This window comes from Nocardia sp. NBC_00881, assembly GCF_045207455.1.
Taxonomy (GTDB): domain Bacteria; phylum Actinomycetota; class Actinomycetes; order Mycobacteriales; family Mycobacteriaceae; genus Nocardia.
In genome coordinates, this window is record NZ_CP108798.1 from 585,979 (window position 1) to 610,509 (window position 24,531).

28 protein-coding genes and 2 pseudogenes are annotated in these 24,531 nt (G+C 66.9%); 13 read left to right on the top strand and 17 right to left on the bottom strand.

Going from position 1 to position 24,531, the window contains the following annotated elements; genetic code table 11:
• Positions 1-5 precede the first annotated feature (5 nt).
• Positions 6-905 (bottom strand): helix-turn-helix domain-containing protein, encoded by a 900-nt coding sequence (locus tag OH799_RS02125; protein ID WP_406274943.1) that lies wholly within the window; start codon positions 903-905, stop codon positions 6-8.
• 82 nt (positions 906-987) lie between these two features.
• Between OH799_RS02125 and OH799_RS02130 the strand changes: the two genes are divergently transcribed.
• The 3 genes from OH799_RS02130 (at position 988) to OH799_RS02140 (ending at position 4,175) form a co-directional block, all read left to right on the top strand.
• Complete coding sequence (locus OH799_RS02130) at positions 988-2,151, top strand: hypothetical protein (protein ID WP_406274946.1); 1,164 nt, start codon at positions 988-990, stop codon at positions 2,149-2,151.
• Positions 2,151-2,927: an SDR family oxidoreductase gene (locus OH799_RS02135; RefSeq protein WP_406274949.1), complete on the top strand. Its 777-nt coding sequence runs from the start codon at positions 2,151-2,153 to the stop codon at positions 2,925-2,927. The genes OH799_RS02130 and OH799_RS02135 overlap by 1 nt, the downstream gene beginning before the upstream one ends.
• Positions 2,928-2,990: 63 nt before the next feature.
• A complete protein-coding gene (locus OH799_RS02140; protein WP_406274952.1) occupies positions 2,991-4,175 on the top strand; it encodes a sulfotransferase family protein in 1,185 nt (394 codons plus the stop codon).
• Between the two features lie 219 nt (positions 4,176-4,394).
• Here OH799_RS02140 and OH799_RS02145 read toward each other — a convergent pair whose 3' ends face one another.
• Complete coding sequence (locus OH799_RS02145) at positions 4,395-5,063, bottom strand: PaaI family thioesterase (protein ID WP_406274955.1); 669 nt, start codon at positions 5,061-5,063, stop codon at positions 4,395-4,397.
• Between the two features lie 197 nt (positions 5,064-5,260).
• Here OH799_RS02145 and OH799_RS02150 point away from each other — a divergent pair, with 197 nt between their 5' ends.
• The gene (locus OH799_RS02150; RefSeq protein WP_406274958.1) at positions 5,261-5,911 is read left to right on the top strand and encodes an HAD family hydrolase; all 651 of its coding nucleotides are present in this window, start codon (positions 5,261-5,263) and stop codon (positions 5,909-5,911) included.
• 18 nt (positions 5,912-5,929) lie between these two features.
• Here OH799_RS02150 and OH799_RS02155 read toward each other — a convergent pair whose 3' ends face one another.
• Positions 5,930-6,523, bottom strand: a complete 594-nt coding sequence (locus OH799_RS02155; RefSeq protein WP_406274961.1) for a TetR/AcrR family transcriptional regulator — start codon at positions 6,521-6,523, stop codon at positions 5,930-5,932.
• Between the two features lie 60 nt (positions 6,524-6,583).
• Between OH799_RS02155 and OH799_RS02160 the strand changes: the two genes are divergently transcribed.
• Both OH799_RS02160 and OH799_RS02165 read left to right on the top strand, forming a co-directional pair.
• Complete coding sequence (locus tag OH799_RS02160; protein WP_406274963.1) at positions 6,584-6,913, top strand: hypothetical protein; 330 nt, start codon at positions 6,584-6,586, stop codon at positions 6,911-6,913.
• Entirely contained in the window at positions 6,910-7,413 is a 504-nt protein-coding gene (locus OH799_RS02165) for a hypothetical protein (RefSeq protein ID WP_406274966.1), read from the top strand. The genes OH799_RS02160 and OH799_RS02165 overlap by 4 nt, the downstream gene beginning before the upstream one ends.
• Before the next feature lie 109 nt (positions 7,414-7,522).
• Here OH799_RS02165 and OH799_RS02170 read toward each other — a convergent pair whose 3' ends face one another.
• The 5 genes and pseudogenes from OH799_RS02170 to OH799_RS02190 all read right to left on the bottom strand — a co-directional run bounded on the left by OH799_RS02170 (position 7,523) and on the right by OH799_RS02190 (position 10,589).
• Complete coding sequence (locus OH799_RS02170) at positions 7,523-8,023, bottom strand: hypothetical protein (protein WP_406274969.1); 501 nt, start codon at positions 8,021-8,023, stop codon at positions 7,523-7,525.
• 101 nt (positions 8,024-8,124) lie between these two features.
• Positions 8,125-8,679, bottom strand: coding sequence for a DUF6596 domain-containing protein (locus OH799_RS02175; protein ID WP_406274972.1), 555 nt, complete (start codon positions 8,677-8,679; stop codon positions 8,125-8,127).
• Entirely contained in the window at positions 8,583-9,002 is a 420-nt protein-coding gene (locus OH799_RS02180; RefSeq protein ID WP_406274977.1) for a YciI family protein, read from the bottom strand. Before OH799_RS02180 ends, OH799_RS02175 begins: the two co-directional genes overlap by 97 nt.
• 100 nt (positions 9,003-9,102) lie before the next feature.
• Positions 9,103-9,921: pseudogene (locus tag OH799_RS02185) on the bottom strand (ABC transporter ATP-binding protein).
• On the bottom strand, positions 9,918-10,589 hold the full coding sequence (locus tag OH799_RS02190; protein WP_406274980.1) for a FadR/GntR family transcriptional regulator: 672 nt from the start codon (positions 10,587-10,589) through the stop codon (positions 9,918-9,920). Before OH799_RS02190 ends, OH799_RS02185 begins: the two are co-directional and overlap by 4 nt.
• 251 nt (positions 10,590-10,840) lie before the next feature.
• On the opposite strand from OH799_RS02190, the pseudogene OH799_RS02195 reads away from it, so the two are divergent.
• Positions 10,841-12,070 (top strand): annotated as a pseudogene (locus OH799_RS02195) (alpha-isopropylmalate synthase regulatory domain-containing protein).
• Between the two features lie 298 nt (positions 12,071-12,368).
• Here the strand turns inward: OH799_RS02195 and OH799_RS02200 are convergent.
• The gene (locus OH799_RS02200) at positions 12,369-13,139 is read right to left on the bottom strand and encodes an SDR family NAD(P)-dependent oxidoreductase (protein ID WP_406274983.1); all 771 of its coding nucleotides are present in this window, start codon (positions 13,137-13,139) and stop codon (positions 12,369-12,371) included.
• A gap of 84 nt (positions 13,140-13,223) precedes the next feature.
• Between OH799_RS02200 and OH799_RS02205 the strand changes: the two genes are divergently transcribed.
• The 4 genes from OH799_RS02205 (at position 13,224) to OH799_RS02220 (ending at position 15,994) form a co-directional block, all read left to right on the top strand.
• On the top strand, positions 13,224-13,541 hold the full coding sequence (locus OH799_RS02205; protein ID WP_406274986.1) for an ArsR/SmtB family transcription factor: 318 nt from the start codon (positions 13,224-13,226) through the stop codon (positions 13,539-13,541).
• A gap of 131 nt (positions 13,542-13,672) precedes the next feature.
• The gene (locus OH799_RS02210; RefSeq protein WP_406274989.1) at positions 13,673-14,155 is read left to right on the top strand and encodes an adenosine-specific kinase; all 483 of its coding nucleotides are present in this window, start codon (positions 13,673-13,675) and stop codon (positions 14,153-14,155) included.
• A gap of 159 nt (positions 14,156-14,314) precedes the next feature.
• Positions 14,315-14,890 (top strand): hypothetical protein, encoded by a 576-nt coding sequence (locus OH799_RS02215; protein WP_406274991.1) that lies wholly within the window; start codon positions 14,315-14,317, stop codon positions 14,888-14,890.
• A gap of 213 nt (positions 14,891-15,103) precedes the next feature.
• Entirely contained in the window at positions 15,104-15,994 is an 891-nt protein-coding gene (locus tag OH799_RS02220) for a hypothetical protein (RefSeq protein WP_406274994.1), read from the top strand.
• On the opposite strand, the gene OH799_RS02225 is transcribed toward OH799_RS02220, so the two are convergent.
• On the bottom strand, positions 15,983-16,192 hold the full coding sequence (locus OH799_RS02225; RefSeq protein WP_406274997.1) for a hypothetical protein: 210 nt from the start codon (positions 16,190-16,192) through the stop codon (positions 15,983-15,985). The two genes, OH799_RS02220 and OH799_RS02225, sit on opposite strands and share 12 nt — an antisense overlap.
• A gap of 89 nt (positions 16,193-16,281) precedes the next feature.
• On the opposite strand from OH799_RS02225, the gene OH799_RS02230 reads away from it, so the two are divergent.
• Entirely contained in the window at positions 16,282-17,163 is an 882-nt protein-coding gene (locus OH799_RS02230) for a hypothetical protein (RefSeq protein WP_406275000.1), read from the top strand.
• A gap of 158 nt (positions 17,164-17,321) precedes the next feature.
• Here OH799_RS02230 and OH799_RS02235 read toward each other — a convergent pair whose 3' ends face one another.
• The 3 genes from OH799_RS02235 to OH799_RS02245 form a co-directional block, all read right to left on the bottom strand.
• Positions 17,322-17,489, bottom strand: a complete 168-nt coding sequence (locus tag OH799_RS02235) for a hypothetical protein (protein WP_406275002.1) — start codon at positions 17,487-17,489, stop codon at positions 17,322-17,324.
• 188 nt (positions 17,490-17,677) lie between these two features.
• The gene (gene xylB, locus OH799_RS02240; RefSeq protein WP_406275005.1) at positions 17,678-19,084 is read right to left on the bottom strand and encodes a xylulokinase; all 1,407 of its coding nucleotides are present in this window, start codon (positions 19,082-19,084) and stop codon (positions 17,678-17,680) included.
• Positions 19,081-19,416 (bottom strand): hypothetical protein, encoded by a 336-nt coding sequence (locus tag OH799_RS02245; RefSeq protein ID WP_406275008.1) that lies wholly within the window; start codon positions 19,414-19,416, stop codon positions 19,081-19,083. Before OH799_RS02245 ends, xylB begins: the two co-directional genes overlap by 4 nt.
• A 78-nt stretch (positions 19,417-19,494) precedes the next feature.
• Between OH799_RS02245 and OH799_RS02250 the strand changes: the two genes are divergently transcribed.
• Entirely contained in the window at positions 19,495-20,001 is a 507-nt protein-coding gene (locus OH799_RS02250; RefSeq protein WP_406275010.1) for a hypothetical protein, read from the top strand.
• On the opposite strand, the gene OH799_RS02255 is transcribed toward OH799_RS02250, so the two are convergent.
• The 4 genes from OH799_RS02255 to OH799_RS02270 are packed head-to-tail and all read right to left on the bottom strand — an operon-like array spanning position 19,992 to position 24,523.
• A complete protein-coding gene (locus OH799_RS02255) occupies positions 19,992-21,002 on the bottom strand; it encodes a glycoside hydrolase family 172 protein (protein WP_406275012.1) in 1,011 nt (336 codons plus the stop codon). The two genes, OH799_RS02250 and OH799_RS02255, sit on opposite strands and share 10 nt — an antisense overlap.
• Positions 20,999-21,460, bottom strand: coding sequence for a thioredoxin family protein (locus OH799_RS02260; RefSeq protein ID WP_406275015.1), 462 nt, complete (start codon positions 21,458-21,460; stop codon positions 20,999-21,001). The genes OH799_RS02255 and OH799_RS02260 overlap by 4 nt, the downstream gene beginning before the upstream one ends.
• A 58-nt stretch (positions 21,461-21,518) precedes the next feature.
• Positions 21,519-23,000 (bottom strand): FGGY-family carbohydrate kinase, encoded by a 1,482-nt coding sequence (locus tag OH799_RS02265; protein WP_406281721.1) that lies wholly within the window; start codon positions 22,998-23,000, stop codon positions 21,519-21,521.
• Between the two features lie 2 nt (positions 23,001-23,002).
• Positions 23,003-24,523, bottom strand: a complete 1,521-nt coding sequence (locus tag OH799_RS02270) for an L-fucose/L-arabinose isomerase family protein (RefSeq protein WP_406275017.1) — start codon at positions 24,521-24,523, stop codon at positions 23,003-23,005.
• Positions 24,524-24,531 lie beyond the last annotated feature (8 nt).

The following is a 24,531-nucleotide window of genomic DNA, read 5'->3' on the forward strand; positions in this document are numbered from 1 at the left end:
CAAAACTAGAACACGTTTCGGTCGTTGGTCAATGGCTTGTATCCGCCCGAACTCGCCGTCACGGCATCGGCGGCGGCCACCAGTGCCGCGCCCCGTCTCGCGATCTCGGCGCCGGTGATCGCCGCGCCGACGTACATGGTGAGCACCATGTTCTGCCTGCCGTCACCGCTGTAGGTCGGCGCGGCGAGCAGGCTCACGGCGTGCTCCTTGCGTGGACGCAGATCCGACCCCAGGTAGACGCGTTCGCCGAGGCTGGTGACCAGCTCGCCGACCAGTTCGCGCAGGCCGTCGGGTAGATCACGGTCGGCGACGCCGGCCAGCAGCGAGTACAGCCTGCGACCAGCGGTGGTCATACTCTCCACCAGGAAACCGCGTGCGCGGCACTCGGCGACGACCTGGCGCAACCGGGCCTCGTCCTGCCGCAACGGCACCGCCGGCGGCTTGGCCAGCCACGCGTCGAAGGCCGCGTCGGTGTCCCAGAGTACGTACATCAGGCCGACCGGCGGTGCGAAGTGGTAGGCCGCGCCGACCTTGACCAGGCCGGGTCCGGTGCTCTCCAGCACCATGATCTGCTCGCCGACCACGGCCGACGCGGTGCAGGTCGTGCGGTAGTTCGCGGTGAGTTTCTCCAGCTCGACGCGGGCGAGTGCCGAAATCGCGAAGCTGTCCTGCGCCACCCGCCCCGCCGCGATCAGCGCGGGCCCGAGGCCGTAGGTGAGCGAGTCGGCATCGCGCACCAGGTACCCGGCCGCGGTCAGCTCGGTCAAGATGCCGAGGCAGGTCGGCTTGGCCAGGTCGAGTGCGCGGGCGATCTCGGAGAGCCCGAAGCGTTTGCCGCGCTGCTCTACGAAGAAATCCAGTACCTGAACCACCCGCACGGTGGGAGCGGACCGACGGCCGACCATTGACCACTCCTAGAACGCGTTCTAATCTTTCTCTTGTTGAAATGTACCAGAGTGGTACGTATTTGGAACACCGGAGAGCCTTTTGCTGACACAGCCGTTCGCGGACGCCATCGCCGCCGCCGAGCAGATCATCACCGCAGCCGCGCACATCCGCACCGAACAGGACCTCGTCGAGGGGTACGACTATCTGGCGGGCAGCATCCGAGCCTCGCTGCAGATGGCGTGGGCCTACGAGCGGGACTTCCCGTTCTTCGTGCAGTCCACCGGGCCGTACACGAAGATGGGCCTGGACAACCCCGACACCCTCTATTTCCACTCTTACCTGCGGCCCGACGCGGAATACGTGGTGACCGGCAAGCGCGGGACCACACGCGACCTGAGCTTCCAGGTGCTCAACGGCAATTACTCGCCGGTCGACGTCCCCGACAGCCTCACCGCCTTCGACGACCGCGAGCTGGAAATCGGCCCGGACGGGAGCTTCGAGATCCGTTTCGGTCCCGGTGCGGCGCGCCCCGGGTACGTGCATCTGAGTCCCGACTCGGAGATGCTGGTCGTGCGTGAGGTGCACAGCGACTGGGCCATCGAGAAGGCGGGCACCTTGCGCATCCAGCGGGTCGACCGGATCGGCGCCGCCCCGCCACCGCTCACCAAGGACGTGCTCACCAAGAGATACGGCGTCGCAGGCAAGATGCTGGTGTCGCGGCTGAAAACCTTCCTGGCCTTCCCGGAATGGTTCTATCTGAACCTGCCGGTGAACACGATGACCGAGCCGAGGTCCACCCCGGGCGGGCTGACCACGCAGTTCTCCTCGGTGGGCCACTACGAGCTGGACGACGACCAGGCGATGATCATCACGGTGCCGAAATCCGACGCGCCCTACCAGGGCTTCCAGCTCGGCAGCATGTGGTATCTGTCGCTGGACTACATCAACCACCAGACCAGCCTCACCGCCGACCAGGCACACCTGGACCCGGACGGGATGATCCGCCTCGTGGTCGCCGAGCATGACCCCGGTCTGGCCAACTGGATCGAACGCACCGGGCACGCGAGGGGGTACCTGCAGTTCCGCTGGCAGCGGTTGTCCAGGGACATGAAGCCTGACGACGGCCCGACCGTGGAGGTGGTACCGGTCGCCGGTCTGCCGGAGAGATTGCCGTTCTACGACCGGGCGCGTGTCACGCCTGAAGAATGGCGCGCACGGATCGCGGCACGGCAGGCGGCCGTCGCGGAAAGGATGCTCGGCTGATGTTGTTGCAGGACAAGATTGTCGTGGTCTCCGGTGTCGGGCCCGGCCTCGGCCGCGCAATAGCGGTCCAGAGTGCGAAGGCGGGCGCCGATGTGGTGCTCGCCTCGCGGACCGAGTCGCGGCTGACCGAGGTGGCCAAGGAGATCACCGAACTGGGCAGGCGTGCTGTGGTCGTGCCGACCGACATCAACGACGAGGCCGCGGCCGCGAACCTGGTCGAGGTCGCACTGAGTGCGTTCGGCAAGGTCGACACGCTGGTGAACAACGCATTCGCGATCCCGCCCATCGTCGATCTCGCCGATGTCGACCTGGATCAGGTGCGCGCCGGGTTCGAAACCAACGTGCTGGCCGCGCTACGGCTGACCCGACTGTTCGTGCCCACGCTCACCGAGACCAAAGGCTCGGTGGTGATGATCAACTCGGCGGTGCTGCGGCACTCGCGGCGCACCTTCGGCCCCTACAAGATGGCCAAGGCGAGCCTTCTGGCGCTGGCGCAGAGCCTGGCCACCGAGCTCGGCCCCAAGGGAATCCGGGTGAATTCGGTTGCGCCCGGATACATTTGGGCCGACAACCTCAAGTGGTACTTCAACTACCTGGCCGAGCAGCGCGGCATCACCTCCGAAGAGGTCTACGCCGAGACCGCGAAGACCATCGACTTGCGCAAGCTGCCCGAGCCCGACGAGATCGCCGACGTGGTCGTGTTCTTCGCGTCCGCCATGGCGCGCGCCATCACTGGAGCGTGTCTGGACGTCAACGCCGGCGAATACCACCACTGAGGAGGGCATCGTGAGCCGCCAACGCGCAGTGCTCGCGATCTTGACCGGGTGCGGGTGTCCCGCATGAACATTGAGGAGATGAACGTGATCGGCAGGGACGACGTCGGGACCATCGACGATCTGCACGCCTCGGCGACCAAGGTCGTCGGACTGGACGATTTCGGTACCGACGACTACCGCGAGGGACTCGAGGTACTGCTCGAGTCGTATGCCGAAGATGCGGAACTCACGCCGATCGGCAACAAGGTGAATCGCGCCTTCCTGCGCGGCGCGCTGATCGCCCGGCTGCTCAGCGAGGCGGCTTGGCAGCGCTTTCCGGAACATGCCGACGTGGCGATCGAGCGGCCGATCTTCGTGACCGGTCTGCCGCGCTCGGGCACGACGGCGGTGCATCGGCTGCTGAACGCCGACCCGGCGCACCAGGGGCTCGAGATGTGGCTCACCGAGATGCCGCAGCCGCGCCCGCCGCGCGACACCTGGGCGAGCGACCCGATGTATCAGCGCCTCGAGGCTGCCTACGAGAAGCACCACGTGGAGCACCCGGAATTCATGGGAGTCCACCACATCTCGGCCGATCAGGTGGAGGAGTGCTGGCAGTTGCTGCGGCAGTCGGCCATGTCGGTGTCCTACGAGTGCCTGTCCTACGTACCCGGCTACTCCGAATGGCTGCGCCAGCGGAATTGGACGCCCGCGTACCGCAGACATCGGCGCAACCTGCAGTTGATCGGTCTGCCGGACGCCGGGAAGCAGTGGGTGCTGAAGAATCCGAGCCATCTGTTCGCGCTGGACGCCCTCTTCGAGGTCTATCCGGATGCGCTGGTCATCCAGATGCACCGTGACCCGCGGACCATCATCGCCTCGGTGTGCAGCCTGAACGAACAGGCGTCGGCGGGCTGGTCGGAGACGTTCCGCGGGCCGGTGGTCGGCGCGGCGCAGCTGGATCTGTGGGGGCGTGGCGCTGAACGATTCCTCGCGGACCGCGCACGGCACGACGCGGCCCAGTTCTGCGATGTCGATTACGACGATTTCGTCGCCGATCCGATCGGCACGGTCGAGTCGATCTACCGGCACTTCGGGCTGCCGCTGACCGACGAGGCGACCTCGGCGATGGCGGCGTTGCACGCGGAGAGTACGTCGGGCGCGGCACGTCCGGCGCATCGATACACCCTCGCTGATTTCGGGCTCACCGCCGATCAAGTAGACGCCCGGTTCGGCGCGTATCGGGAGGCGCATTTCCCGGGGCGGTAATGGCTCGGTGCTCGCCGGTCATGCGACTCGACCGGCGAGCGTCTGAATACGTGGACCGTCATGGCGTCTGGCGCATATCCGCGTCGCGCGCAGGTTTCGGGTTCCAGGTCCGGGCATCGACTCTCGACGTGCACTTCTTCGAGCCTTCGTGAACTGCTTGCCGCGCAACGCGACCCTCGTGCGGGCCGACTATCGCCGCGCCGGACACGCTCCGACAGGTCAGGGCTGCCCGGGCTGGAGCACGATGAACAATCCGCGGGCTTCCGCGCACAGGCGCTCGCCGTCGTGCAGAGTGGCGCGGACGTAGACTTTGCGACCCTCTCGCCGTTCGGTCCAGGCGCGCACCCTCAGTTCGGTGTTCAACGGGGTGATCGCACGGTAGTCGACGGTGAGCGAAGCGGTTCTGGTCACCGCGCCCGTGTGCACTGCGGCGGTCATCCCGAGCAGGTCGTCGAAGCCGATCGCCACGTGACCGCCGTGAGCGGCGTTGTTGCCGCCGAGGTGGAAGGTGCGGAAGGTGATGCGGGCGTCGACGCCGTCTTGGTCGGCGTGGTCGATGAGGAACGGTGGCAGCGTGATGTTGCCGCGTGCGGGTAGGTCGAAGCGGGTCCAGGTGGGGGTCGACCACTCGTCCACCACTGCGTCGTCGAGCTTGTCGTTCAGCTCCTTCAGGACGCCGATCGCCTCCACCGCCAGTTCGTCGGACGGACAGGCCAGGCGGGCGCGGTCCATCAGACCGCGGATCTGCTCGATGAATTCAGCGTAGTGCGGGCCGCCGCGGGTGATGTCCTGGGCGGCCTCGTGCGCGGCGATCAGCTCCGTCATCGGCCGGAACCCGCCCTCGTGATGCTCCTCGTTCGGTAGCGAGCCGGCCTGCTGTTCGTTCATGAGAACACGTTATAGGTTGCCCGTCGGATGTTCGCCGTGCGGGTGCTGGGGTCGCGCCGATCCGAGCTGTTTCCCCTAGGCTGGGGCGCGATCGGCAAACTCGCCTTCCGGGTGTGGCACCGGAGGGGCCGTGGGCGGAGTGGGAGGTCGACCCACCCCGACACTGACCGGATCGGCTGGCGAAAGGCTATGGGCGCATGAGTATCACGGCGGTCGTCTTCGACATGGACGGTGTACTGATCGACTCCGAGCCGGTGTGGGAGAAGGTTCGCCGCGCCTACGTCGTCGAGAAGGGCGGCCATTGGCTGCCCGATACCCAGCAGCGCCTGATGGGTATGAGCACCCAGGAATGGTCGGAGTATCTCAGCGGCACACTAGGGGTCCGCGAGCCGCCGGAGACGGTCGCGCGTGACGTCGTCGCTCGGATGTCCGAGCACTACGACAATGCCGTTCCGCTGCTGCCCGGCGCGGTCGAGGCGGTGCAGCGGATCAGCGAACGATGGCCGCTCGGTCTGGCCAGCTCGTCGCCGCGCGCCCTGATCGATGCCGTGCTCGGGCAGACGGGTCTCATCGAGTTCTTCACCGTCACCTTCTCCACCGAGGAGGTCGACCGTGGCAAGCCCGCGCCCGATGTCTACCAGGCGGTCGCGGCCTTCCTGCGCCGGCAGCCCACCGACTGCGCCGCCGTGGAGGATTCGAGCAACGGCCTGCGCTCGGCTCATGCCGCGGGCATGCGCGTCATCGCCGCCCCCCGACCGGAGTACCCACCCGCTCCGGACGCGCTGGCCCTGGCCGCCCACGTGGTCTCCGACCTCGATGAATTGACCCCCGCTCTGGTCGGCGGTTGATCCGGCGCCGCTGCGCCGTCAGGGACGGTAAGAGGTCAGGAGGGTACGGGCGGCGGTGGCTAGGTCGTCGTCGAGCCAGTCGGGCAGGGACTCGGCGTGGGCGTGGCGGCGCAGCGCGGCGTAGGGAAGGTCCACGATGGCGCGGCTGACCGCGTCGATTTCGCGGTCGCCGTCGCGGCCGAAGAGTGCGCTCGCGATGCGGCGCAGCTGATGGATCAGTGGCGCATTCATCCGCGCCAGAGTGCCGCGAAACTCCTCGTCGGGGCCGGCGTCGAGCAAGTCACTGGGGCGCAGGTTGAGTAGAAGCTTTGCGTCGTCGGGCAATTCGCGTCCGAACCGCAGGGCGGCGCGCGTCATCGCGACGCCGGCCTCGACCGGATCCGGGTCCTCGGCGGCCGCCAGGGTGCGGTCCTGGAAGCGCCGCAGCGCGCGCAGCCAGGCTGCGGTCAGCACGCCGTCGCGATTGCCGAAGCGGTGATAGAGGGTGCCGACCGGTGCGCCGCTGGCTTCGGCGATGGCCGCGACGCTGGCCGCGCGCGGGCCGTCGGCGAGTACCAGAGTGCGTGCTGCGTCGAGGATCACATCGGTGTGGTGCTTGCGGGGTGGTGCCATGTACTAGTACGTTCCTTCTATATGGAGCGTTTACCCTATATAGACGAGCATGCCAGATCGGTGGACGTGAACCGCGATCGGGCGTGGAAGGCATTGCTGAAAGTTGTTTGCAAGGACCCGGCTGATCCCTCGTCGGCGCCGAGCGGGTTCGCCCTGGATTCCGCTGAGGAGCCGCACCGGTTGGCGTTGCGAGGCAGTCACTGGTTCTCGAAGTACGCGCTGATCTTCGAGCTGGACGAGGAGGGGCCGAGCCGGACCCGCGTCCGTGCGCGGTCCTTCGCCGACTTCCCCGGGCTGCACGGCAGGATCTATCGGGCGCTGGTCATCGGGTCGGGTGGCCACCGGATAGTGGTGCGGCGACTCCTGCACCGGATCGCGGCCGCGGCATGATCCCCGGGACCGTGTGGGGTGCCACCGAGGCCGAGCGTGAGGCGCCACTGCCGTGCGACGGCCTGCGCCCCGGTGGGTTGCAGGCCGATCGGGCGATCAGCATCGACGCCCCGCCCGCGCTCGTCTACGCCTGGTTGTGCCAATTGCGCGTCGCTCCCTACAGCTACGACCTGCTGGACAACTTCGGACGCCGCAGCCCACACCGGCGCGACCCGATGCTCACCGAACTCGAAGCGGGACAACGGTTCATGTCCCAATTCCAGCTGGTCTCCTTCCTCCTCGGCCGCCACATCACGCTGGTCGCGGGCAAGATCTGCGTCACCTACGCGGTGCGGCCCGAAGCGAAGGGGACCAGGTTGGTGGTGCGCATGCGCTGTGGCGCACCGAAACCGATCGCCGTGGCGCTGGCCCTCGGTGACGTGCTCATGATGCGCAAGCAACTGCGGACGCTGAAGGACCTCGCCGAGGCCGAGCATCGCAGCGGCCCGCCGGGGGACTGAATGCCACGTCGCACGCCGGTTGCCTGAGGCCCGATGTCCTGCGAGCTGATAGCCGGGGACACGATCGGCGGCCTGGACGAGATGATGGGCGGATCAGCGCACTCGAGAGCTACCGGCGCTCGATCAGATCGAACTTCAGCTGCTCGAATCCGTTCGGTACGGTGTCGCGCACCGAGATGAGAGCGCGGGCCCAGGAGCCGATGAGGGTGTGGTCGCCGACGGTGTGGCGGTCGTCGGCTGCGGGCACGGGCTCCGCGGTGAGCAGCGGCAGTGGGTGGATGCGGTGGCGGGTTTCGTTCTCCAGAACGGTCGCCTTGTCGACGAAGGCCCGCCGGTCGTGGTTGAGCAGATACCTGCCGATGGCGCCGTGTTCCGGTGTGGCCAGGGGGGCAACGGAAGCCGCTGTCTCGTAGAGGTTTTCGTCGTCATGCTGAGGCGGCGCGTCACGGCCCGCCCACACCACCCGGGCGGGCGTTCCGAGTAGCCGCTCGATCCCCTGGACGAGATGGTGGCCGATCCCGGCGTGTTCGGTGAGTTTCGTGCCCGGCTCGACGTAGCCGAGCAGGCGGTGGTCGCCGGTGAGGAGTACTGCTCTATAGGGCTGCCGCACGTGCTCGTATTCCCTTTGGTGGTAGTGGGATTTCGTTGCATGCTCACACGCGATTGCGGTGTTGCGATGACAGCGGAGTTACCACCGTGGTACAGGCCGGGTCAGTTGCGGCCGGCATCCCGTGCGCATGCGGCCGCGCGGTCGAGCAGTAGTGCCTGCTCGGCGCTGTTGCCGGTCAGCTCGGCGGCGCGGGTGAATGCGGCGCTCGCCTCCGCGTGCCGGCCGAGTTGGGCGAGCAGGTCGCCGCGAACGGCGTGGCGGAGGTGGTAGGTGTCCAGGGTGCCCGCGGCGACGAGCGTGTCGACCAGTTCCAGCGCCGCCGCCGGCCCGTGCACCCTGCTCACCGCAACGGCGCGGTTGAGTTCTATGACGGGGGAGGCAAAGCGTTGGGCCAGGACGGCATACAAGCCCGTGATGCGGCGCCAGTCGGTATCCTCCGGCGTCGCCGCCATCGCGTGCACCGCGGCGATCGCGGCCTGGAGCGCGTATCGGCCCGGCGGCACCCCGCGCTTGCGCGCCATGCCGTTCCCCCGGCCGAGGGCGGCCAACCCCCGCCGGATCAACAGCCGGTCCCAGCGCGAGCGGTCTTGATCGGCGAGCAGGATGACATCCTTGGCCGGGCCGGACCGTGCGCGCCGAGAAAACGCGAGGTCCACTCCACCGCTTCCTCCTTCGACTTGACCTGCAGGATGCAGTACCCGCCCACAACCTCTTTGGACTCGGTGAACGGCCCGTCCAGCACGGTCTGCGCGCCGCCGGACTGGATGATCTTGGTGGCTTCGGTGATCGGGCGTAGGCCGTTGGTGTCCAGCAGCACCCCCGCCTTGGTCATCTCTCGATCACCTTGCCCACCTGTTCGAACAGTGTGTCGTCCGGCTCCGGCTCGGTGGTCGGGTCCACGTGAATGAGCATCATGCATCGCATCTCGGCATCCTTGATTGGTTGTCGTCAGGATCGTCCGACCCTCACACCACTGCATCGAACGACCACCGCCCGAATCGACATGCTGCACGAAAGTTTTCCGAAGATTTCGTGCCGCCGCAGCCTAGTTGCCGAAAACGCCAGGTCACCAGTTCGGCTCAGTCCCTGTTGCGGAATGTCCATGCGGTCTGCTTGCGCGCGGCGCGAGCGGTCCAGCGCCCGTCGTCGTAGCGGACCTCGACCGGATGTGTGAAGGCGGTGGTGACGTTCTGGGTGGTGACCGTCTCCAGTGCCGGACCTGTCGCGACAGTGTTGCCATCGGCAATCAACAGCGCGTGGGTGGTTGTGCTCGGCAGTTCCTCCAGATGGTGGGTGACCAGAACGGACGCGACATCGGGGTGGGTCCGATCGAGCGAATCGATGGTCTCCAGCAGTTGTTCCCGGGCGGCGACATCCAGACCGGTGGACGGCTCGTCGAACAGCAGCAGCTCGGGATCGGCGATCAGCGCACGGGCGATCAGCGTGCGCCCGCGCTCCCCCTGGGACAGCGTGGCCAGATTTCGTGCGCCTTGCCCGTCAGGCCGACGGTATCGATGACGGCGTCGGCGCGGGCGAACTCTTCCGGTGTCGGTGTCCAGCGCATCGGGGTGTCGATTGTCGCGGTGATGCCGGTCAGCACGACCTCCCGGATTGTGAGCGGAGAACGCAGCGGGTGGCGCGGGTTCACATGTCCGATGCCGCGGCGAAGGCGCTGCAGTTCGACGCGGCCGAGCTGTCCGCCGAGCACGCGCACGGTGCCTGAGGTCGGGAACGTGACCGCGCCGCAGAAGCCGAGCAGGGTGCTCTTGCCCGCGCCGTTGGGGCCGAGCAGCGCCCAGTGTTCGCCCGCGCGCACGGTGAGCGAGATGCCGTTGATGATCTTCTTGCCTTCGCGGCGGAACGTCACGTCCAAGTTCGAGCACCGGGACATCGGTCACGTGAATGCCTCGTTCAGGAAGGTAAGGTGCGAGCGGCTGTATTCCGTTGCGGCGATGGGGTTTCGGGCGGCGATCGCGTCGGCGAGTCGTTCGTGCGCGGCGTGGTCCGCAAGTTCGGACGGCGCTGGGCGGATCTTCAGCATGTCGATCATCGCCAGGCGCAGCCGGGGCAGGAAGCTGTCGAACAACTGGGTCAGCACGTCGTTGTGTGCGGCGATGATGACCGCCCGGTGGAACGCCATGTCCGCGTCGACGTGCGCGGCAACCGGCTCGCCGTGCGCCTCGCGGGCGGCTAGTGCACGGCGGATCGCCCGAAGGTCGGCTGGGGTGCGCCGGTGGGCGGCGAGAGCGGCGGCCTCGGCTTCGATGGCGATGCGCGCCTCGATCACCGAGGCGATGGTGGCGCGGCGCAGCACCACGTCCCAATCCTCGGTGGCATCGAGCGCTGTGACGAAGACGCCCGCGCCCTGACGGCTGTCGAGCACACCCTTACCCGCGAGTTCGCGGATCGCCTCGCGCAGTGTGGAGCGCCCGACGCCGAGCTGCGCGGCGAGTGTCGTTTCGCCGGGCAGGCGGTGACCGAGCGGCCATTCGCCCGCCCGGATGCGCGCCAGCAGTAGCTCGGCCGTCTGCGCCGCCAGTGGATGGCGCCGTACCTGCGAAATCATCACCGACCTCTCTACTTGTCTGAGGAGTTAGGTATAATCTAACCATCAGGCGTGCCAAACTTCTGCTCAGCCGCCACGGCGAGGCCTGACCGACCGGCCGCCTTGCCGTGGGGCTCTGCCCTGGCCGGTCACATCTCGTCGCACGGCCAGAAAGCAGACCTATGGCCTACACCGTTTTCCCCACCATCGATACGCCCGCGGGTGCTGTTCCCGACGCGGCTCCGGCATGGAACCGACAGCGGCATTCGCAGATGCCCTCGCGCCGTTACCGCGACGTCTACGACCGCGTGGAACTGCCACTGACCCAACGGCATTGGCCGGACGCTAGGCTCACCCGAGCGCCGCTGTGGGTTCCGGTCGACCTGCGCGACGGCAACCAGGCGCTGGCCGAGCCGATGGACCCGGCGCGCAAGCGGCGCTTCTTCGAACTCATGATCGCTATGGGCTACAAGGAGATCGAGGTCGGATACCCGTCCGCGTCGCAGACCGACTTCGACTTCGTGCGCCTCGTCGCCGACACCGATCTCGCACCCGAGGACGTCGCGATCGTCGTCTTCACCCCTGCGCGGCGCGACCTCATCGAGCGCACCGTCGAATCGGTCCGCGGCATCCGCAACGACGTGGTGATCCATATGTACACCGCCACCGCCCCTACCTGGCGCGACACCGTGCTCGCAAGGAACGCGACGCGCTGCGCGAGCTGATTCTCGCCGGCGGCCGCGACGTGCTGGCATGCACGGACGACCTGCCGAACGTGCGCTTCGAGTTCTCGCCCGAGGTGTTCAACCTGACGGACCCGACTTCGTTCTCGATCTGTGACCGCATGACCACGCTGTGAGACGCCACCGCGCAGCGGCCGGTGATCCTCAACCTGCCCGCAACGGTCGAGGTCGCCACCCGAACGTGTACGCCGACCAGATCGAGTATATGCACCGCAATCTGGCCCGCCGCGACAGCGTCATTCTGTCGGTGCACCCGCACAACGACCGCGGCACCGGTATCGCCTGTGCCGAGTTGGTAAGGGCGGCATCGCCTACCTGCTGCATGCCGAGTACGGGATCGACCTGCCGCGCCGCCTGCAGATCGATTTCGCCAAGCATGTGCAGGCCCGCGCCGACGACACAGGTGTGGAGATCACCGCCGCCGAACTTTATGATCTGTTCGAGGCGACCTACTTCGACGACACGCCCCGGATCGATCTGAAGGACTGGCGCGCCCGCGGCGACGGCCCCGCGGCGGCCACCGAGATCACCTTGACCGTCGACGGAATCACCCACCGCACCGAGCATCGCGGCGTCGGCCCGGTCGCGGCGCTCACCGAGGCGCTGGCCGAAGCCGGCTATTCGATCGAAGTGCTCGGCCTGACCCAGCAGTCGACCGGGTCGGGCAACGACGGCGTCGCCCTCACGTATGTGGAGTATCGCGGCGACAATGGGACCGGATGGGCCTGCGGGCGAAGCAATTCCGTGCTTGCGGCGTAGTTGGCGGCGGTGGTGCGCGCGGCGGGCAACTCGACGGGATGTTGATCACGTGATGGTTTGGTCGGGCGTGTGGCGCCGCGCTGCCGTCCGACCGGCGGATCGCAGGCGTCGAGTGGTTGGCCCGTGTGATCTGCCGTGCCAGGCTTCACTGGGTGGCCAGGGTGGCCAGCCGCGTAAGCAGGCACCCGGCCTCATCGTCGGGCGCCGGTGAGGCCGTCGATCCGCGCGCGTAACAGATCCGCGTGTCCGTCGTGCCGGCTGCGCTCCTGATCATGTGCACATACACCCGGTGCTGTAGCTACACCATCCGCTCGGGGATGGCGGCGATCAGGCCGCCATCGATCAGGAGATCCTGTCCGTTGATGTAGGACGCTTCGTCGGAAGCCAGAAAAGCGACCGCGTCGGCGACATCCTCGGAGGTGCCGAGGCGACCGGCAGCCACCGCGGCGACGGCCGCGGCTTGTGCTTCGGCAGAGACGTTGTCGCGGTACGACGGGGTCTCGATGTAGCCGGGACTTACGGAGTTGACTCGAATTCCTTTGGGCGCCAGTTCGGCCGCGAGAGTCTGCGCCAGATTGTGCACGGCTGCTTTGGTGGCCGAGTAGAGGGAGGCGCCGGGCACGCCGCGGTGCAGCGCCCACGATGCGTTGATGACGATCGCGGCGTGGTCGGTCAGTAGGGGGAGGGTTTTTTGGATGGTGAAGAAGACGCCTTTGAAGTTGGTGTCGACGACGTGGTCGAATTCGGCTTCGGTGATGTCGATGGTTGGTTGGAATGCGGCGATGCCCGCGTTGGCGAAGAGTACGTCGAGGTGTCCGTGCCGGTTGTGGATCGCGGCGGTCAGGGCATCGAGATCGGTGAGGTTTGCTACGTCGCCGGGTAGTGCCCAGATCTGGTCGCCGCCGTCGATTTTTTCGATGGCGGCGTCGAGTCGGGTTTTGTCGCGGCCGGTGATGATGACGTGTGCGCCTTCGGTGAGCAGTCGGTGTGCGGTGGCCAGTCCCATGCCGCTCGAGCCGCCGGTGATGAGCGCAACCTTGCCGTCGAATCGAGAAATGCCAGCACCCACGGTATGACCTCTCAGAGAGTAGAATAATACGTATACTCACGTACAGTTCGACTGTATGTCAATAGTCGAGATATCCTCAGTCGTGTGATCAGGGCACATCCCGAACGGACGCAGATCCAGTTGGCGAATGTGCTCACCGCCATGGGAAATCCGCTACGTCTGCGGATCGTGCAAGTGCTGGCGGACGGCGGCGAGCACAATTGCGGGTCCGTCCTGCCGGAAGTAGCCAAGTCGAATCTGACCCATCACTGGCGTGTGCTCAGAGACGCCGGCGTCATCTGGCAGCGACCATCCGGCAGAGAACTCTTGCTGTCGTTACGTCGCGAGGATCTCGACGCCCGCTTCCCCGGTCTGTTGGATTCCCTGCTCGCCGCGGCACGCCGCGACGCCGCGGTCGACTAACCGGCCGCGAAGGCTTCAGCGAGCCCGAGCTGGCGGTCGCCTGTCGGCGGGTCCGGGCAGATGGTGTCCTCGCCACGCGAATCGGTGCCGAAGTGCTGAGAATCCGGTTCGGTGAGGCGCACTATGTTCTTGTGGAGTTGACAGCCGTGCAAATCGACAAACCGGACGATCTCAATGTCGTCATCGGGCAGGCCCACTTCATCAAGACCGTCGAGGACCTGCACGAGGCGCTGGTCGGGGTCGGTCCCCACCTGCGGTTCGGGCTCGCATTCTGCGAAGCATCCGGGCCGTGCCTGGTCCGCCACTCCGGCAACGACGACGAACTGGCCGAGCTCGCCACGAAAAACGCGGTCGCGGTGGGCGCGGGACACTCGTTCATCGTCTTCCTTCGCGAGGGATACCCGGTCAATGTGCTCAATGCGATCAAGCACGTCCCGGAAGTCTGCGGAATCTTCTGTGCCACAGCTAATCCCGTAGAAGTATTGATTGCCGAAACCGAACTCGGTAGGGGAATCGTCGGAGTGGTTGACGGGACCGCGCCGCTGGGCGTCGAAAATGCCGACGATCAGGCGGACCGTAGACAGCTACTGCGCCAGATCGGTTACAAGTTGTAGACGCTCGCGTCGACGGCCCTCGAGCGGTGCCCGTCGGCGGCTATGCCCGCAGGGCGGAAGTCGGCCACCTATCGAACGCCGCCGTCGTGCGGCGGCGGCTGTCCGAATGCTCCCGCCAGTGACGATAGTCACCTGACGCCGGCGGCTTACCCTTACTCTGTGGGTGAACAGGGGACTCCGTGGACGAATCCGTCCGAAGGCCGGTCCAGCGAGCAGTTCCGCGATGCGCGGCAGACCCGCGATCCGGCACCTTCACTCACCGCCGCCGAGAAGTCGCCGTCGAGCTTCGGCAGCAGCGCCCCACGGCCGAACACGCCCGAGATCGAAATGCCGAGTCCGCCAGCGCCAACTACCCACCCCCGAATCGGCATGCTTGTCGGAATCAGTGTCGCGCTTATCCTTCTCGTGTTGGCGGGCACTCGCCTGTACATGAACGAGTCCACCGTTTCGGCATCGACAAGCCGGCCCGCCAGGCCCGCCAGCACCGCGCCACCCGCCCCTGCGGTCGTACATGGAATGACGACCATCGGCAGGGTCACCGCGAACGATGGTAAAACGCTGAAGATCGAGGGCATCCGGGGTGCCACGACCACCGTGCACACCACTGCCAAGACAAACGTCCTTGTGTTTTTCGGTACGCGGGTGTCCGAGGTGGCGTTAGGAGCCAGGATCTTTGTCCTCGGCGGCAGGCAAGCCGACGGCTCCATCATCGCTAGCTTCATAGCAGGAGGCTGATGTCCCGGGCAGCTGAGCGGCCTTCGCCCTTCGCGGATGTCAGCCATGCGGATGTCAGCCACAGCGGCCTTGCCGCACCAGATGCCACAGCCGCTGACCGATGAGGATCTGCGCCGCTGCGCCGTCGGTGCGGCCGAAGCGCAGCGCGAGCTTCCCACGGGAGGTGAGTTCGGATCGAGCTCTCGCCCGCTGTCCAACTCCTAAACTGGGAGAATGGTGCAGCCAACTCCCTGGCAAGCGAGCAGAACTCCAGACCGAGAGCCCGGCTCGCCCAGTAGCGCAAAAGACGGTTCCTGGCGCCGTCAGTTCGACGATGAGATCGTCCTGAAGGTTCTGGGCTCGCTTCGCGGGTACTGGGGCTATCTGTTCGCCGCAGCCGGGAGCATCCTCACGTTTGCCCTGCTGTTCGAGCCGTGGCTCACCGGCAACGGGCCCGACGGCGGGATCAAGGCCAACCCCTTCGGGAAGCTTCAAATATCTACTTCCCTCGTGGCTCTCTGGTCGGGAGCGCCACCACCTGGCGCGCAGATCAACGGTATGTGGGCAGTCCTTGCCAGCGCCGCCATCACCGTCACCGTCTTCTCGGTAGCAATCAATCTACGAGCACGCAGTGCGGCATTGTCCTATTTGGCTGTGGGTTCCTCGGTCGCCATGGCGATTTTCGTCGTCTCTGCCGTGGTCCACCTGAACGGTAAAGCTGAAGCAGTGCGCGGCATAGTCGGGTCCGGAGGTCAGCGGGATCTGGGCACCCAGGTCGGGCAGCTGATTCGCTGGGCCTCCGGCAACGGCACTTACCCGGTACCGGGACTCCGGAAGGTTTCCTACGTCACCGCCAGTCTCACTTCTGTCGCGTGGTTCGCTGTCGCGATATCTGTCGTTTCAGCAATGGCTGCTCTTGGCCAGTGGGTTCACGGGCGTACGACCGGATTGGGAGCCATCCGCTTACCGCGGAACTTCCCTATCGTCATTTCACAGCAACCGGACGCGACCCAACCCGCTCGGCACAAGGGCAGCAAGGGCAAGCGCTCCGACGCGGGCAACTCTGCCAACCGACGCAAGAAAAAGAAGAAGCGAAAGCAGCCCTCGGACGATTCAGGCAGTTGACGATTCAGGCGGTGGCCGGTGTGGTGAATCGAGCCGCTGGAACGCCGCCATGCGGAGTACGGTGCCGGCACCGTAGCTGAAATCCAGGTCGTCGGCGCGCAGTCCCGGCGGCTTCCACGGGTGATCGACGTTGTCCCACAGCGATTTCAGCAGATCCTCGGCCGCCCAGAGCGTCGGCGCATCCCAGCCTCGTGGCATCGAGCCAGTGCCGAGCACAGCACAGGCTTCCCCCTGGAGGTGAACTCGGCTCGAGCTCTCACCCGCTGTCCAACTCCTAAACTGAGGCAATGGTGCAGCCAACTCCCTGGCAAGCGAGCAAAACTCCAGACCGAGAGCCCAGCTCGCCCAGTAGCGCAAAAGACGGTTCCCGCCGCCGCGAGTTCAACGACGAGATCGTCCTGAAGGTTCTGGCCTGGCTCCGCGGGTACTGGGGCTACCTGTTTGCCGCGGCCGGGAGCATCCTCACGTTTGCCCTGCTGTTTCAGCCGTGGCTCGACGCCACCGGGCGCGACGGCGGGATCAAGGCGAACCCCTTTGGGAAGCTTCAGATATCCACTTCCCTCGTGGCTCTCTGGTCGGGCTCGCCACCGCCTCCGGCGCATATCAACGGCATGTGGGCAGTCCTTGCCAGCGCCGCCTGCGCTGTCACCGTCTTCGCGGTAGCAATCAATCTCCGAGTACGAAGCGCGGCACTGTCGTATTTGGTTGTGGGTTCCTCGGTCGCCATGGCGATTTTCGTCGTCCTTGCCGTGGTCCACCTGAACGGTCAAGCGTCCGCAGTGCGGGGCATGCTCGGCGCCGGAAGCCAGCGGGATCTGGGCACCCAGGTCGGGCAGCTGATTCGCTGGGCCGCCGGCAACGGCAAAATACCGGTGCCGGGGCGCCAACGGGTTTCCTACGTCACCGCCGGTCTCACTTCTGTCGCGTGGTTCGCTGTCGCGATAGCTGTCGTTTCAGCCATGGCCGCTCTGGGCCAGTGGGTTCGCGTGCGTAGGACCGAATCCGGAGCTATCCGCCTACCCTGGGGCTCCTCTATCGTCATTTCCCAGCAACCGGATGCGGCCCAATCCGCCCGCCATAAGGGCAAGCCCTCCGATGCGGGCAACTCTGCCAACCGACGCAAGAAAAAGAAGAAGCGAAAGCAGTCCTCGGACGATTCAGGCAGGTGAGCCGGGCATGGTGTATCGTGCCGCCGGAGCGCCGCTGAGGTGGTGCCCTTCCGGCATTGTGCGGCCGCAGAGCACGAGCAGGAGATCCTGGGCGGAGCCCGACAGTACCGTGCGGAACCGTAGCTGAAATCCAGGTCGTCGGCGCGCCTCGATGCCGTTCAGTCGATGCCGAAGAACTTGACGCTTTTGCGATTCAGCGCGTCGAGCACCAGGTACAGCCGATCCTGCGGCACTCGGCGGTCGATTCCCAGCGCCACGGTGATGTCCAAGCCATGGATGACGTCATGGCTCAACGCGCCGGTGAATCCGCACCCGGCGGCTTCCACAGGTGATCGACGTTGTCCCACAGCGATTTCAGCAGATCCTCGGCCATCGACGCCGCGGCGTCGTCACGTGCGCTGCGATCGGCCGTCCGAGGACTTTCAGGTGTCGGGCAAGATGCTACGGAACCGGCCACCTACGCGGAGCAGTGTCCTGCCAGGTCGCTGTGCCGCCGGACGCAAGGATGTCGTGGTCAGCCGTAGAGCGCCTGGCGGGCCTGCCGGTATCGCGCTCGGATTTGCCGACCTACCGTGGCGTCAGGCGGTGCGGGGACTTCCGCGACCGTGTGCGCGGGCCAGTCGGGCGGCTGCGACGCGCCGCTGAGCGCCCAGGCGGTCTGTCTGGCGGCGCCGAGCGCGACGTACTCGTTCGGCTCCGGCACCGTCACGGCGACGCCGAAGATCTGGGCGGCGATCTGGGCGACCAGGGAGGATCGGGCGGCGCCGCCGATGAGTAGGATGCGTCGGGTCGCTACCCCGATGCCGGTGAGATGGTCGAGCGCGTCGGCCAGGTTGCACAGCATGCCTTCGAAGGCGGCGCGTGCGATGGTCGCAGGACGCATGGCCCCCGGGCGCAGCCCGTGCAGACTACCCGCCGCGTGCGGAAGGTTCGGTGTGCGTTCACCAGACAGATAGGGGAGCAGCACGACGCCGTCGGCGCCCGGAAAAGATTGCGCAGCAAGCGATTCCAGAGCCGTCAAGTCCACGTTCAGCAGATCGGCGATGGAGGTCAGGACGCGGGCGGCGTTGAGCGTGCAGACCAGCGGCAGGAACGCGCCGGTCGCGTCCGCGAATCCGGCCACCGCGCCGCTCGGGTCGGCACTGGCGCCGGTGGTGCGAGCAAAGGCTGTTCCGCTGGTGCCGAGGGAAACCACCACGTCGCCCTCGGCGATGCCGAGGCCCAGCGCGGCCCCGGCATTATCGCCCGTTCCCGCGGCGACCAGCGTGCCCGACGGCGTCCGCCCCGCCAGTTGGGTCGGGCCGAGAATGTGGGGGAGCGCGGGCGTCCGTCCGCGAAAGCCCATGGTGAGCAGGTCTTCGCGGTAGTCGCCGGTGGTGGGTGACCAGTAGCCAGTGCCCGAGGCGTCGCCGCGGTCCGTGGTCGGTGGGAGCATCCGTCCCGGCTCGCCGCCGCGCAGCCGCCACGTCAAGTAGTCGTGCGGCAGCAGGACGTGCGCGGTGCGGTCGGCCTGCTCCGGTTCGTGATCGGCCATCCAGCGCAGTTTGGCGATCGTCAGCGCGGCCACCGGCACGCTGCCGACCGCGTCGACCCATGCCTGCGGGCCGCCCAATTCGACGATCAGGTCCTCAGCCGCTTCGGCGGAGCGAGTGTCGTTCCACAGCAGGGCATCCCGCACCGGAGCGCCCTCGGCGTCCAGGGCAACCAAACCGTGTTGCTGCCCCGCGACGGCAATCGCGTCGACGCCGTCGAGCAACCCGGCGCTAGCCGTGCGCAATGCGTTCCACCAGGCGTCGGGGTCGACTTCCGTCCCGCCGGGATGCGCTGCCTGTCCTCGGCGCAGGATCGCGCCGCTGTCGGCGTCACAGATGACGACTTTGCAGGATTGGGTGGAACTGTCCACCCCCGCGACCGTCGTCATGTGGCCCGTCCCAGGTCGCCGATCAGACCCCGCTGCTCGCCTGAGCCGTGTCGTCCGATCGAGCAGCACCGGCAGGCGTCGCAGAACCGCGCGGCATCGACCGCAACCCCCGTGCCTTCAGGCAGGCTGCCTGCCTCGGACGCGATGAGCGGGCCGGTGGATACGTGAGCCGGCGCGATGGAATACGGCGTCAGCGCGAGTTCGCTGTCGACCCGCCGGTGAGTGGTGCGGATGCCGACAGCGTAGACCCGCACCAGCGCGCGAAACGTCGGGATCGTGTCCGATGACTCCTGCACCGGAAGCCGACCAAACGCCTCGCCCACCGCACGCATACCAACACCTTGCACCCGAAGTGCCTCTGCTCGGCACATTTCGGGTATTCGGGCGCGACATCGGGCAGACTGGCCAGGGTGAGCACCAATCCGCGCCGGCCCGCAGACGTGCGCATTCGTGCGGGAGACGGGACCCCGCTGCCGGAGCTGACCGAGGCCATGCTCGGCGACCTGCTGGAAAAACCGCCCGATCCGGACTGCCTCATTCTGGAACTGAGCCGCGCCGACCTGCATGATATCCGGGCCCGTCTGCTGTCCGACGGCGTCTACGAGCTGGAGTATCGGGCCGGGTCGGCGAACGAGTCCTTCCAGATGTACACCTCCGACGCGGTGCTGGTGCGCGACGTGCTGCGGGCGTGGCTCTCCGACGATCCGTGGTGGCATGACGCGGTCGCCTGGTACCGGGTTGATCCGGCGATCGCGGAACTACAGGCCGTGCAGGAAGAACTCGCAGGAATGCTGGACGGTTTGACCGTGCTGGACGACGTGACTGCGAGCATGGACGCGGCACTGGCGCGCGCCGACGAGCTGATGGCAATGGACTTTCCGGAACCGAATCCAGCGGATTCACCGGATCAGGACTGATACCACCACGCCGTGGTCGCGATCTCGGCGTCCGTGAGTGGAAGATAGGTTTCCGCGTCCTGCCATCCGAGCGCCTGAACTGTGACGCGCAGATTGCTGTCGAAACAGATCGGATCGCGTACATGCCAGCGATACATCCCGAATCGCTGGTCCGGTCGATAGATTTCCTCCGGCGGCAGCACCTGGTGCAGCCCGAGATAGGGCGTGGAATATGTCCGATATGTCCCGTCGAGATCGAAATTCCACGCGCCACCGAAGTAATCTTCGGTACCGGTGCCGCAAATGGTCGGGTGCACGTCGTCGCCGTCGAGATAGAACTTGACTTCGCCCTCGCCCCACCATCCCGGTGCGCCCGGGCGAATAGCGAGATAGGTGCCGACATAGCGGCCCGGACCTGACGCCGTCCCGAGGATCGTGTGCACCGCCGGAACGCCCAACCGGGTGGTGCGCGACCAGCTTGTGTGCAGGTATCCCGCGGCGTCCGGCACCTCCTCTTCGGTGTAGGTGGCCTGGTAGTACACCGGAACCGTCTGTCCGCAGCGGTTTTCGAGCGTGATCCGAGCCCGGTGCCGAAACGGCATGGGCCAGTAGCTGTTCAGCCCGCCCGCGGGGGCGACAACCACCATCTCAGAACTCAGCAGCGCCAACTCGCCCCACCCATTACAGAAGAAATCGCCGAGTGGCAGGTCGATCGCGGGCTGCGGCTCGTCGTCCCAGTACATCCGCAGGGTCAGTGCGCGCAGCGCGGTGCGCTCCGTGGTCAGCCAAAAGTGCCGGAACACCCCGGGGCCGGAAACGTCTGCCAGCGTGGCGGTTTCGCTGTCGGTGAGCGCGATCGAGGGCGACACTTTCCAGCCGACGCCTAGCAGCCGGGCCGCGTACGCGCCGGTGCCGTCGCGCGCCCGCGCGCCCGCGCCAGGAGCACCGGTGGGGTTTTCGGCGCTGATGGATCGCGTCCGCGCGTCGTCCAGCCGCCACAGGTCCCCGTCCGGCGCTGTCACAATCCTGGCCACCCATACCGACTCGGTATCGGCGCCGGTCCCGCCATACGCGCGGCGGGAACGGCGGATGACGCGGACGCCGTGGCGAGCTGTTGGGCTTCGGACTGCCTGGCGACTTCCCGCCGGATCTGCTCCATGTCCAGCCACAGGATCTGCTGGACCAGGTCCTCCAGCGCGTCGCCGGCCAAAGCGCCCGCCTCCGAATACACCAGCATGCCTTCCCGGAACGCCATCAGTGTCGGGAACTGGGTGACCCGTGCATTGGTTTTCAACGTGACCTCGGCTTCGATGTCCACCTTGCCGTGCACGATCTCCGGATGGCGGTCCGACGACGCCTCGTACACCGGGGCGAAATACTGACATGGTCCGCACCATCCCGCCCACCAATCCACGAGCACGATGGGGTTGGACGCGATGATGGTGTCGAAGGTGTGCTGAGTCAGGTCGATGGTGGGCATGGCGTCCTCGTAAGTTGTCCTACAAACCAACCCTGGATCTTCGCATGAACAGTCGGAATCAGGAAGCCGCGCCGGCGCGGTGGTGTTCGGATGCCAGGAAATGCGCGATATCGGTCGTGCGTTCGTACAGTTCGCGGTAGCGCCGATAGTACGGTTCGTATTTCGCGGTGCGCTCTGGACAGGGCTCGACCGTGTCGATAACGGGATTCCACCCGGACGTGTCGACACCGGCGGCTTCGGCCGCGAGCAAAGCGTCGCCGAGGCAGGCGCCGACGGTGTCGGCCGGAAGCTGCTGCGGCAGGCCGGTGACGTCGGAGACGATCCGGGTCCACAGCCCGCCCTTGGTGCCGCCCCCGACCGCGACCAGCCGCCTGGCTTGCCCACCGGCCTCGGTCATAGCCGCCATGTTGTGCCGCACCCCGTAGGCGATGCCCTCCAACACCGCGCGATAGAGCTCGGCGCGGCCGTGCTCGAGGGTCAGACCGGCGACAATGCCCCTCGCGTCCGCATCGAACAAGGGAGTGCGCTCACCCGCGAAGTACGGCAGCATGAGCAGCCCCCTGCTGCCCGCGGGGACGTCGGCGGCCGCGGCGACCAGATCGGCGAACTCGCCGCCGACGAGCTTGCGTAGCCAGTCGGTGACCGCACCCGAGGTCGCCATGCCCGCGGCGAGCGTGTAAGTGCCCGGCCAGGTGCCGCAGGTGCCCCAGAGTCCGGGATGTGGACGCGGATCCGTGAGCACCTGCACCAAGAACAGGGTGGTGCCGTACATGATCATGGCGTCGCCCGGCGCGCGAACGCCGACACTGGCGGCCTCCGCCCAGGCGTCGATGGTGCCGGTCGTGACCGGCAGCCCCGCCGGAAGGCCCGTGGCGGCCGCCGCGTCGGCGGTCACGTGACCGACGATCTCGGTCGGCCAGGCCAGATCCGGAAGGGACCATCCTGGCACCACCCGTTCGGCCCAGTCCGTGGCCCACGCCCGCTCGCGCAGGTCGTAGAGGGGCACGCACTGGCTGGCGGCCTGGTGGTCCAGCACGTATCGGCCGGTGAGCCGGTGCACCAGAAAGGAACTCGCCATCAGCAGCATCGCGGTATGCTCCGCGATCTCCGGCTCGTGCTTGACCAGCCATCGCGCCTTCGGACCGACGGCCTGGCTGGTAAGCGGCGACCCGGCGCGCTCGAGCACCGCCTGCGCACCGAATTCGTCGTTCAGCTCCGCGATTTCGGCGCCGGCCCTGGTGTCGACACCGTAGAGGATGGCCGGGCGCAGCGGCCGGCCCTCGGCGTCCGCGGGCAGCAGGCACGGGCCGATACCTGATACCGCGAGTCCGTCGAGTGGCGCGCTGTCAGCCGCACGCACCAGGTCGCGGGCAAGCGCGACGAACTCGGCCCACCAGACCGCCTCCGCGTCGTGTTCCACCCACCCGGGGCGCGGCATGGAAACGCCATGCGTCCGTTCTGCTTTGGCGAGGACAGTGCCGTCCTCCGTGGTGAGCACGCCCTTGGAACTGGCGGTTCCGATGTCGATGCCGAGGAACATCGTCACCGCGCGAACTCGTCCAGCGTGACATCGAGCAGTTCGCACGCCGCGCGCACGGTGGCCCGGTAATCGCCGGGCACCGCGTGGATGTGGTTGGCACCGAAGCGGGACAGGAAATCCTCGGCGCGCGCGTCCAGCCGGGCGAACGCGTGCGGCCACTCCCGGGTGGACTGTCTCATCAGCGCTTCGTTGGTCTGCTGGTCGTAGTTTTCGAATTCGCCGAGCATCAGCTGCATCCGGTAGCTGCCGTCGATGCGGGTGAGCCGCGCGAGGGTCATCTGTCCCGGCGCGGCCAGATGATGCACTGAGGCGCCGCCCGCCGGGAAAAAGAATACCTCCGGATACAGGTGCACCTTCGCCAGATTCTCCATGGGGTCGCTGCTGCGCGCGGCGAACCAGGTGGCGTGCTGACCGGAGTTGCACAGATCCCAGATGTCCCGGTCGGCGTGATAGTGCCGCACGTCGGCGAACAGCACCGGAGTGCCCGCGATCTGCTTGAGCAACTGCATGGTGAGCGCGCCGTCCATGTCCGCCTCGGTGGCGCAGACATGCGGCAGTTTCGGACCGTTCCAGTCGTAGGGATCGTTGAGAAACGCCTCGGTGACGTCCATCGTGGCGAAGTACTGGGTGAGCTCGGGCTGCCCCTTGATGCCGGAGAAATCCAGGCGCCGTTCGGCGATCAGTTCGCGCACCGCGAGGTACGAACGGATCTGGCGTTCCAGCAGCTCCGGAGTGAGCTTCGCGCCGTCGTAGTGCACGCCCGCGGTGTGCCGCTCCAACCACTCGCGTGCGGCCTTCGTCTCCGCGGCGTCTGCCAGCTCGGCGCGGCGCACGATCTCCCACTGGTCGATCTCTTCGACGTCGATGCCGAAGAGCCGCTGCCACTGGTCGGTATTGGCGACCGCGGTGTTCATGCCCATCGGCCGCCCACCGAAGCGACCAAATGTCGAACCGCGCAAACCGGAGACGGCCGCGGCGGCTCGTGCCCGCACGCCGATCGCCTCGATCAGTGCGGGATCGGACGGATCGCCCCACAGCCTGCTGTGCCCGCGGCCGATCTGGTCCAGCGCACCACCGGCCGCGAGCATGCCGACCATGCCGGGCTGCACCGGGTCGATATTCGAGAGCAACAGCAGCGGCCCGGGGGTCGCGCCCGCCGCGAGCATGGTGAAGTGCGGGAATGCCCACACCGCGTAGTGCAGGATGGTCAGATCGACCCCTCCCACGGCGACCGTGCGCGCCACCGAACTCGCCAAGGCATTGTCGCTGATGAGTTCCGCGCCGCGGACCACATCGTGTCCGGCCGCGGTGAGCGCCTCCACCAGCCGATCCTCGGCGGTTGCGATGAAATCGGCGATGCCCGCATGCACATAGTCGCGGCCATCGGAAATGCTGATAACGCCGATACGGGCCATGCGTCCCTCCCGTAGGTGGGTGGTCGGAGAGTTCGACTCGCTCAACAGATACCAGCCGGGGCCGGGTCCGTTGGCGTGATTCGCGAAATCGAGCCCGGCCCGGCCCACCGGGACCG

Bases quoted from the DNA above. Each gene is read 5' to 3' on its own strand.
- OH799_RS02125 (WP_406274943.1), bottom strand. From the start codon at position 905: ATGGTCGGCCGTCGGTCCGCTCCCACCGTGCGGGTGGTTCAGGTACTG.
- OH799_RS02135 (WP_406274949.1), top strand. From the start codon at position 2,151: ATGTTGTTGCAGGACAAGATTGTCGTGGTCTCCGGTGTCGGGCCCGGC.
- OH799_RS02140 (WP_406274952.1), top strand. From the start codon at position 2,991: ATGAACATTGAGGAGATGAACGTGATCGGCAGGGACGACGTCGGGACC.
- OH799_RS02145 (WP_406274955.1), bottom strand. From the start codon at position 5,063: ATGAACGAACAGCAGGCCGGCTCGCTACCGAACGAGGAGCATCACGAG.
- OH799_RS02150 (WP_406274958.1), top strand. From the start codon at position 5,261: ATGAGTATCACGGCGGTCGTCTTCGACATGGACGGTGTACTGATCGAC.
- OH799_RS02155 (WP_406274961.1), bottom strand. From the start codon at position 6,523: ATGGCACCACCCCGCAAGCACCACACCGATGTGATCCTCGACGCAGCA.
- OH799_RS02165 (WP_406274966.1), top strand. From the start codon at position 6,910: ATGATCCCCGGGACCGTGTGGGGTGCCACCGAGGCCGAGCGTGAGGCG.
- OH799_RS02180 (WP_406274977.1), bottom strand. From the start codon at position 9,002: ATGCAGTGGTGTGAGGGTCGGACGATCCTGACGACAACCAATCAAGGA.
- OH799_RS02190 (WP_406274980.1), bottom strand. From the start codon at position 10,589: ATGATTTCGCAGGTACGGCGCCATCCACTGGCGGCGCAGACGGCCGAG.
- OH799_RS02220 (WP_406274994.1), top strand. From the start codon at position 15,104: ATGGTGCAGCCAACTCCCTGGCAAGCGAGCAGAACTCCAGACCGAGAG.
- OH799_RS02225 (WP_406274997.1), bottom strand. From the start codon at position 16,192: ATGCCACGAGGCTGGGATGCGCCGACGCTCTGGGCGGCCGAGGATCTG.
- OH799_RS02230 (WP_406275000.1), top strand. From the start codon at position 16,282: ATGGTGCAGCCAACTCCCTGGCAAGCGAGCAAAACTCCAGACCGAGAG.
- xylB (WP_406275005.1), bottom strand. From the start codon at position 19,084: ATGACGACGGTCGCGGGGGTGGACAGTTCCACCCAATCCTGCAAAGTC.
- OH799_RS02245 (WP_406275008.1), bottom strand. From the start codon at position 19,416: ATGCGTGCGGTGGGCGAGGCGTTTGGTCGGCTTCCGGTGCAGGAGTCA.
- OH799_RS02260 (WP_406275015.1), bottom strand. From the start codon at position 21,460: ATGCCCACCATCGACCTGACTCAGCACACCTTCGACACCATCATCGCG.
- OH799_RS02265 (WP_406281721.1), bottom strand. From the start codon at position 23,000: ATGTTCCTCGGCATCGACATCGGAACCGCCAGTTCCAAGGGCGTGCTC.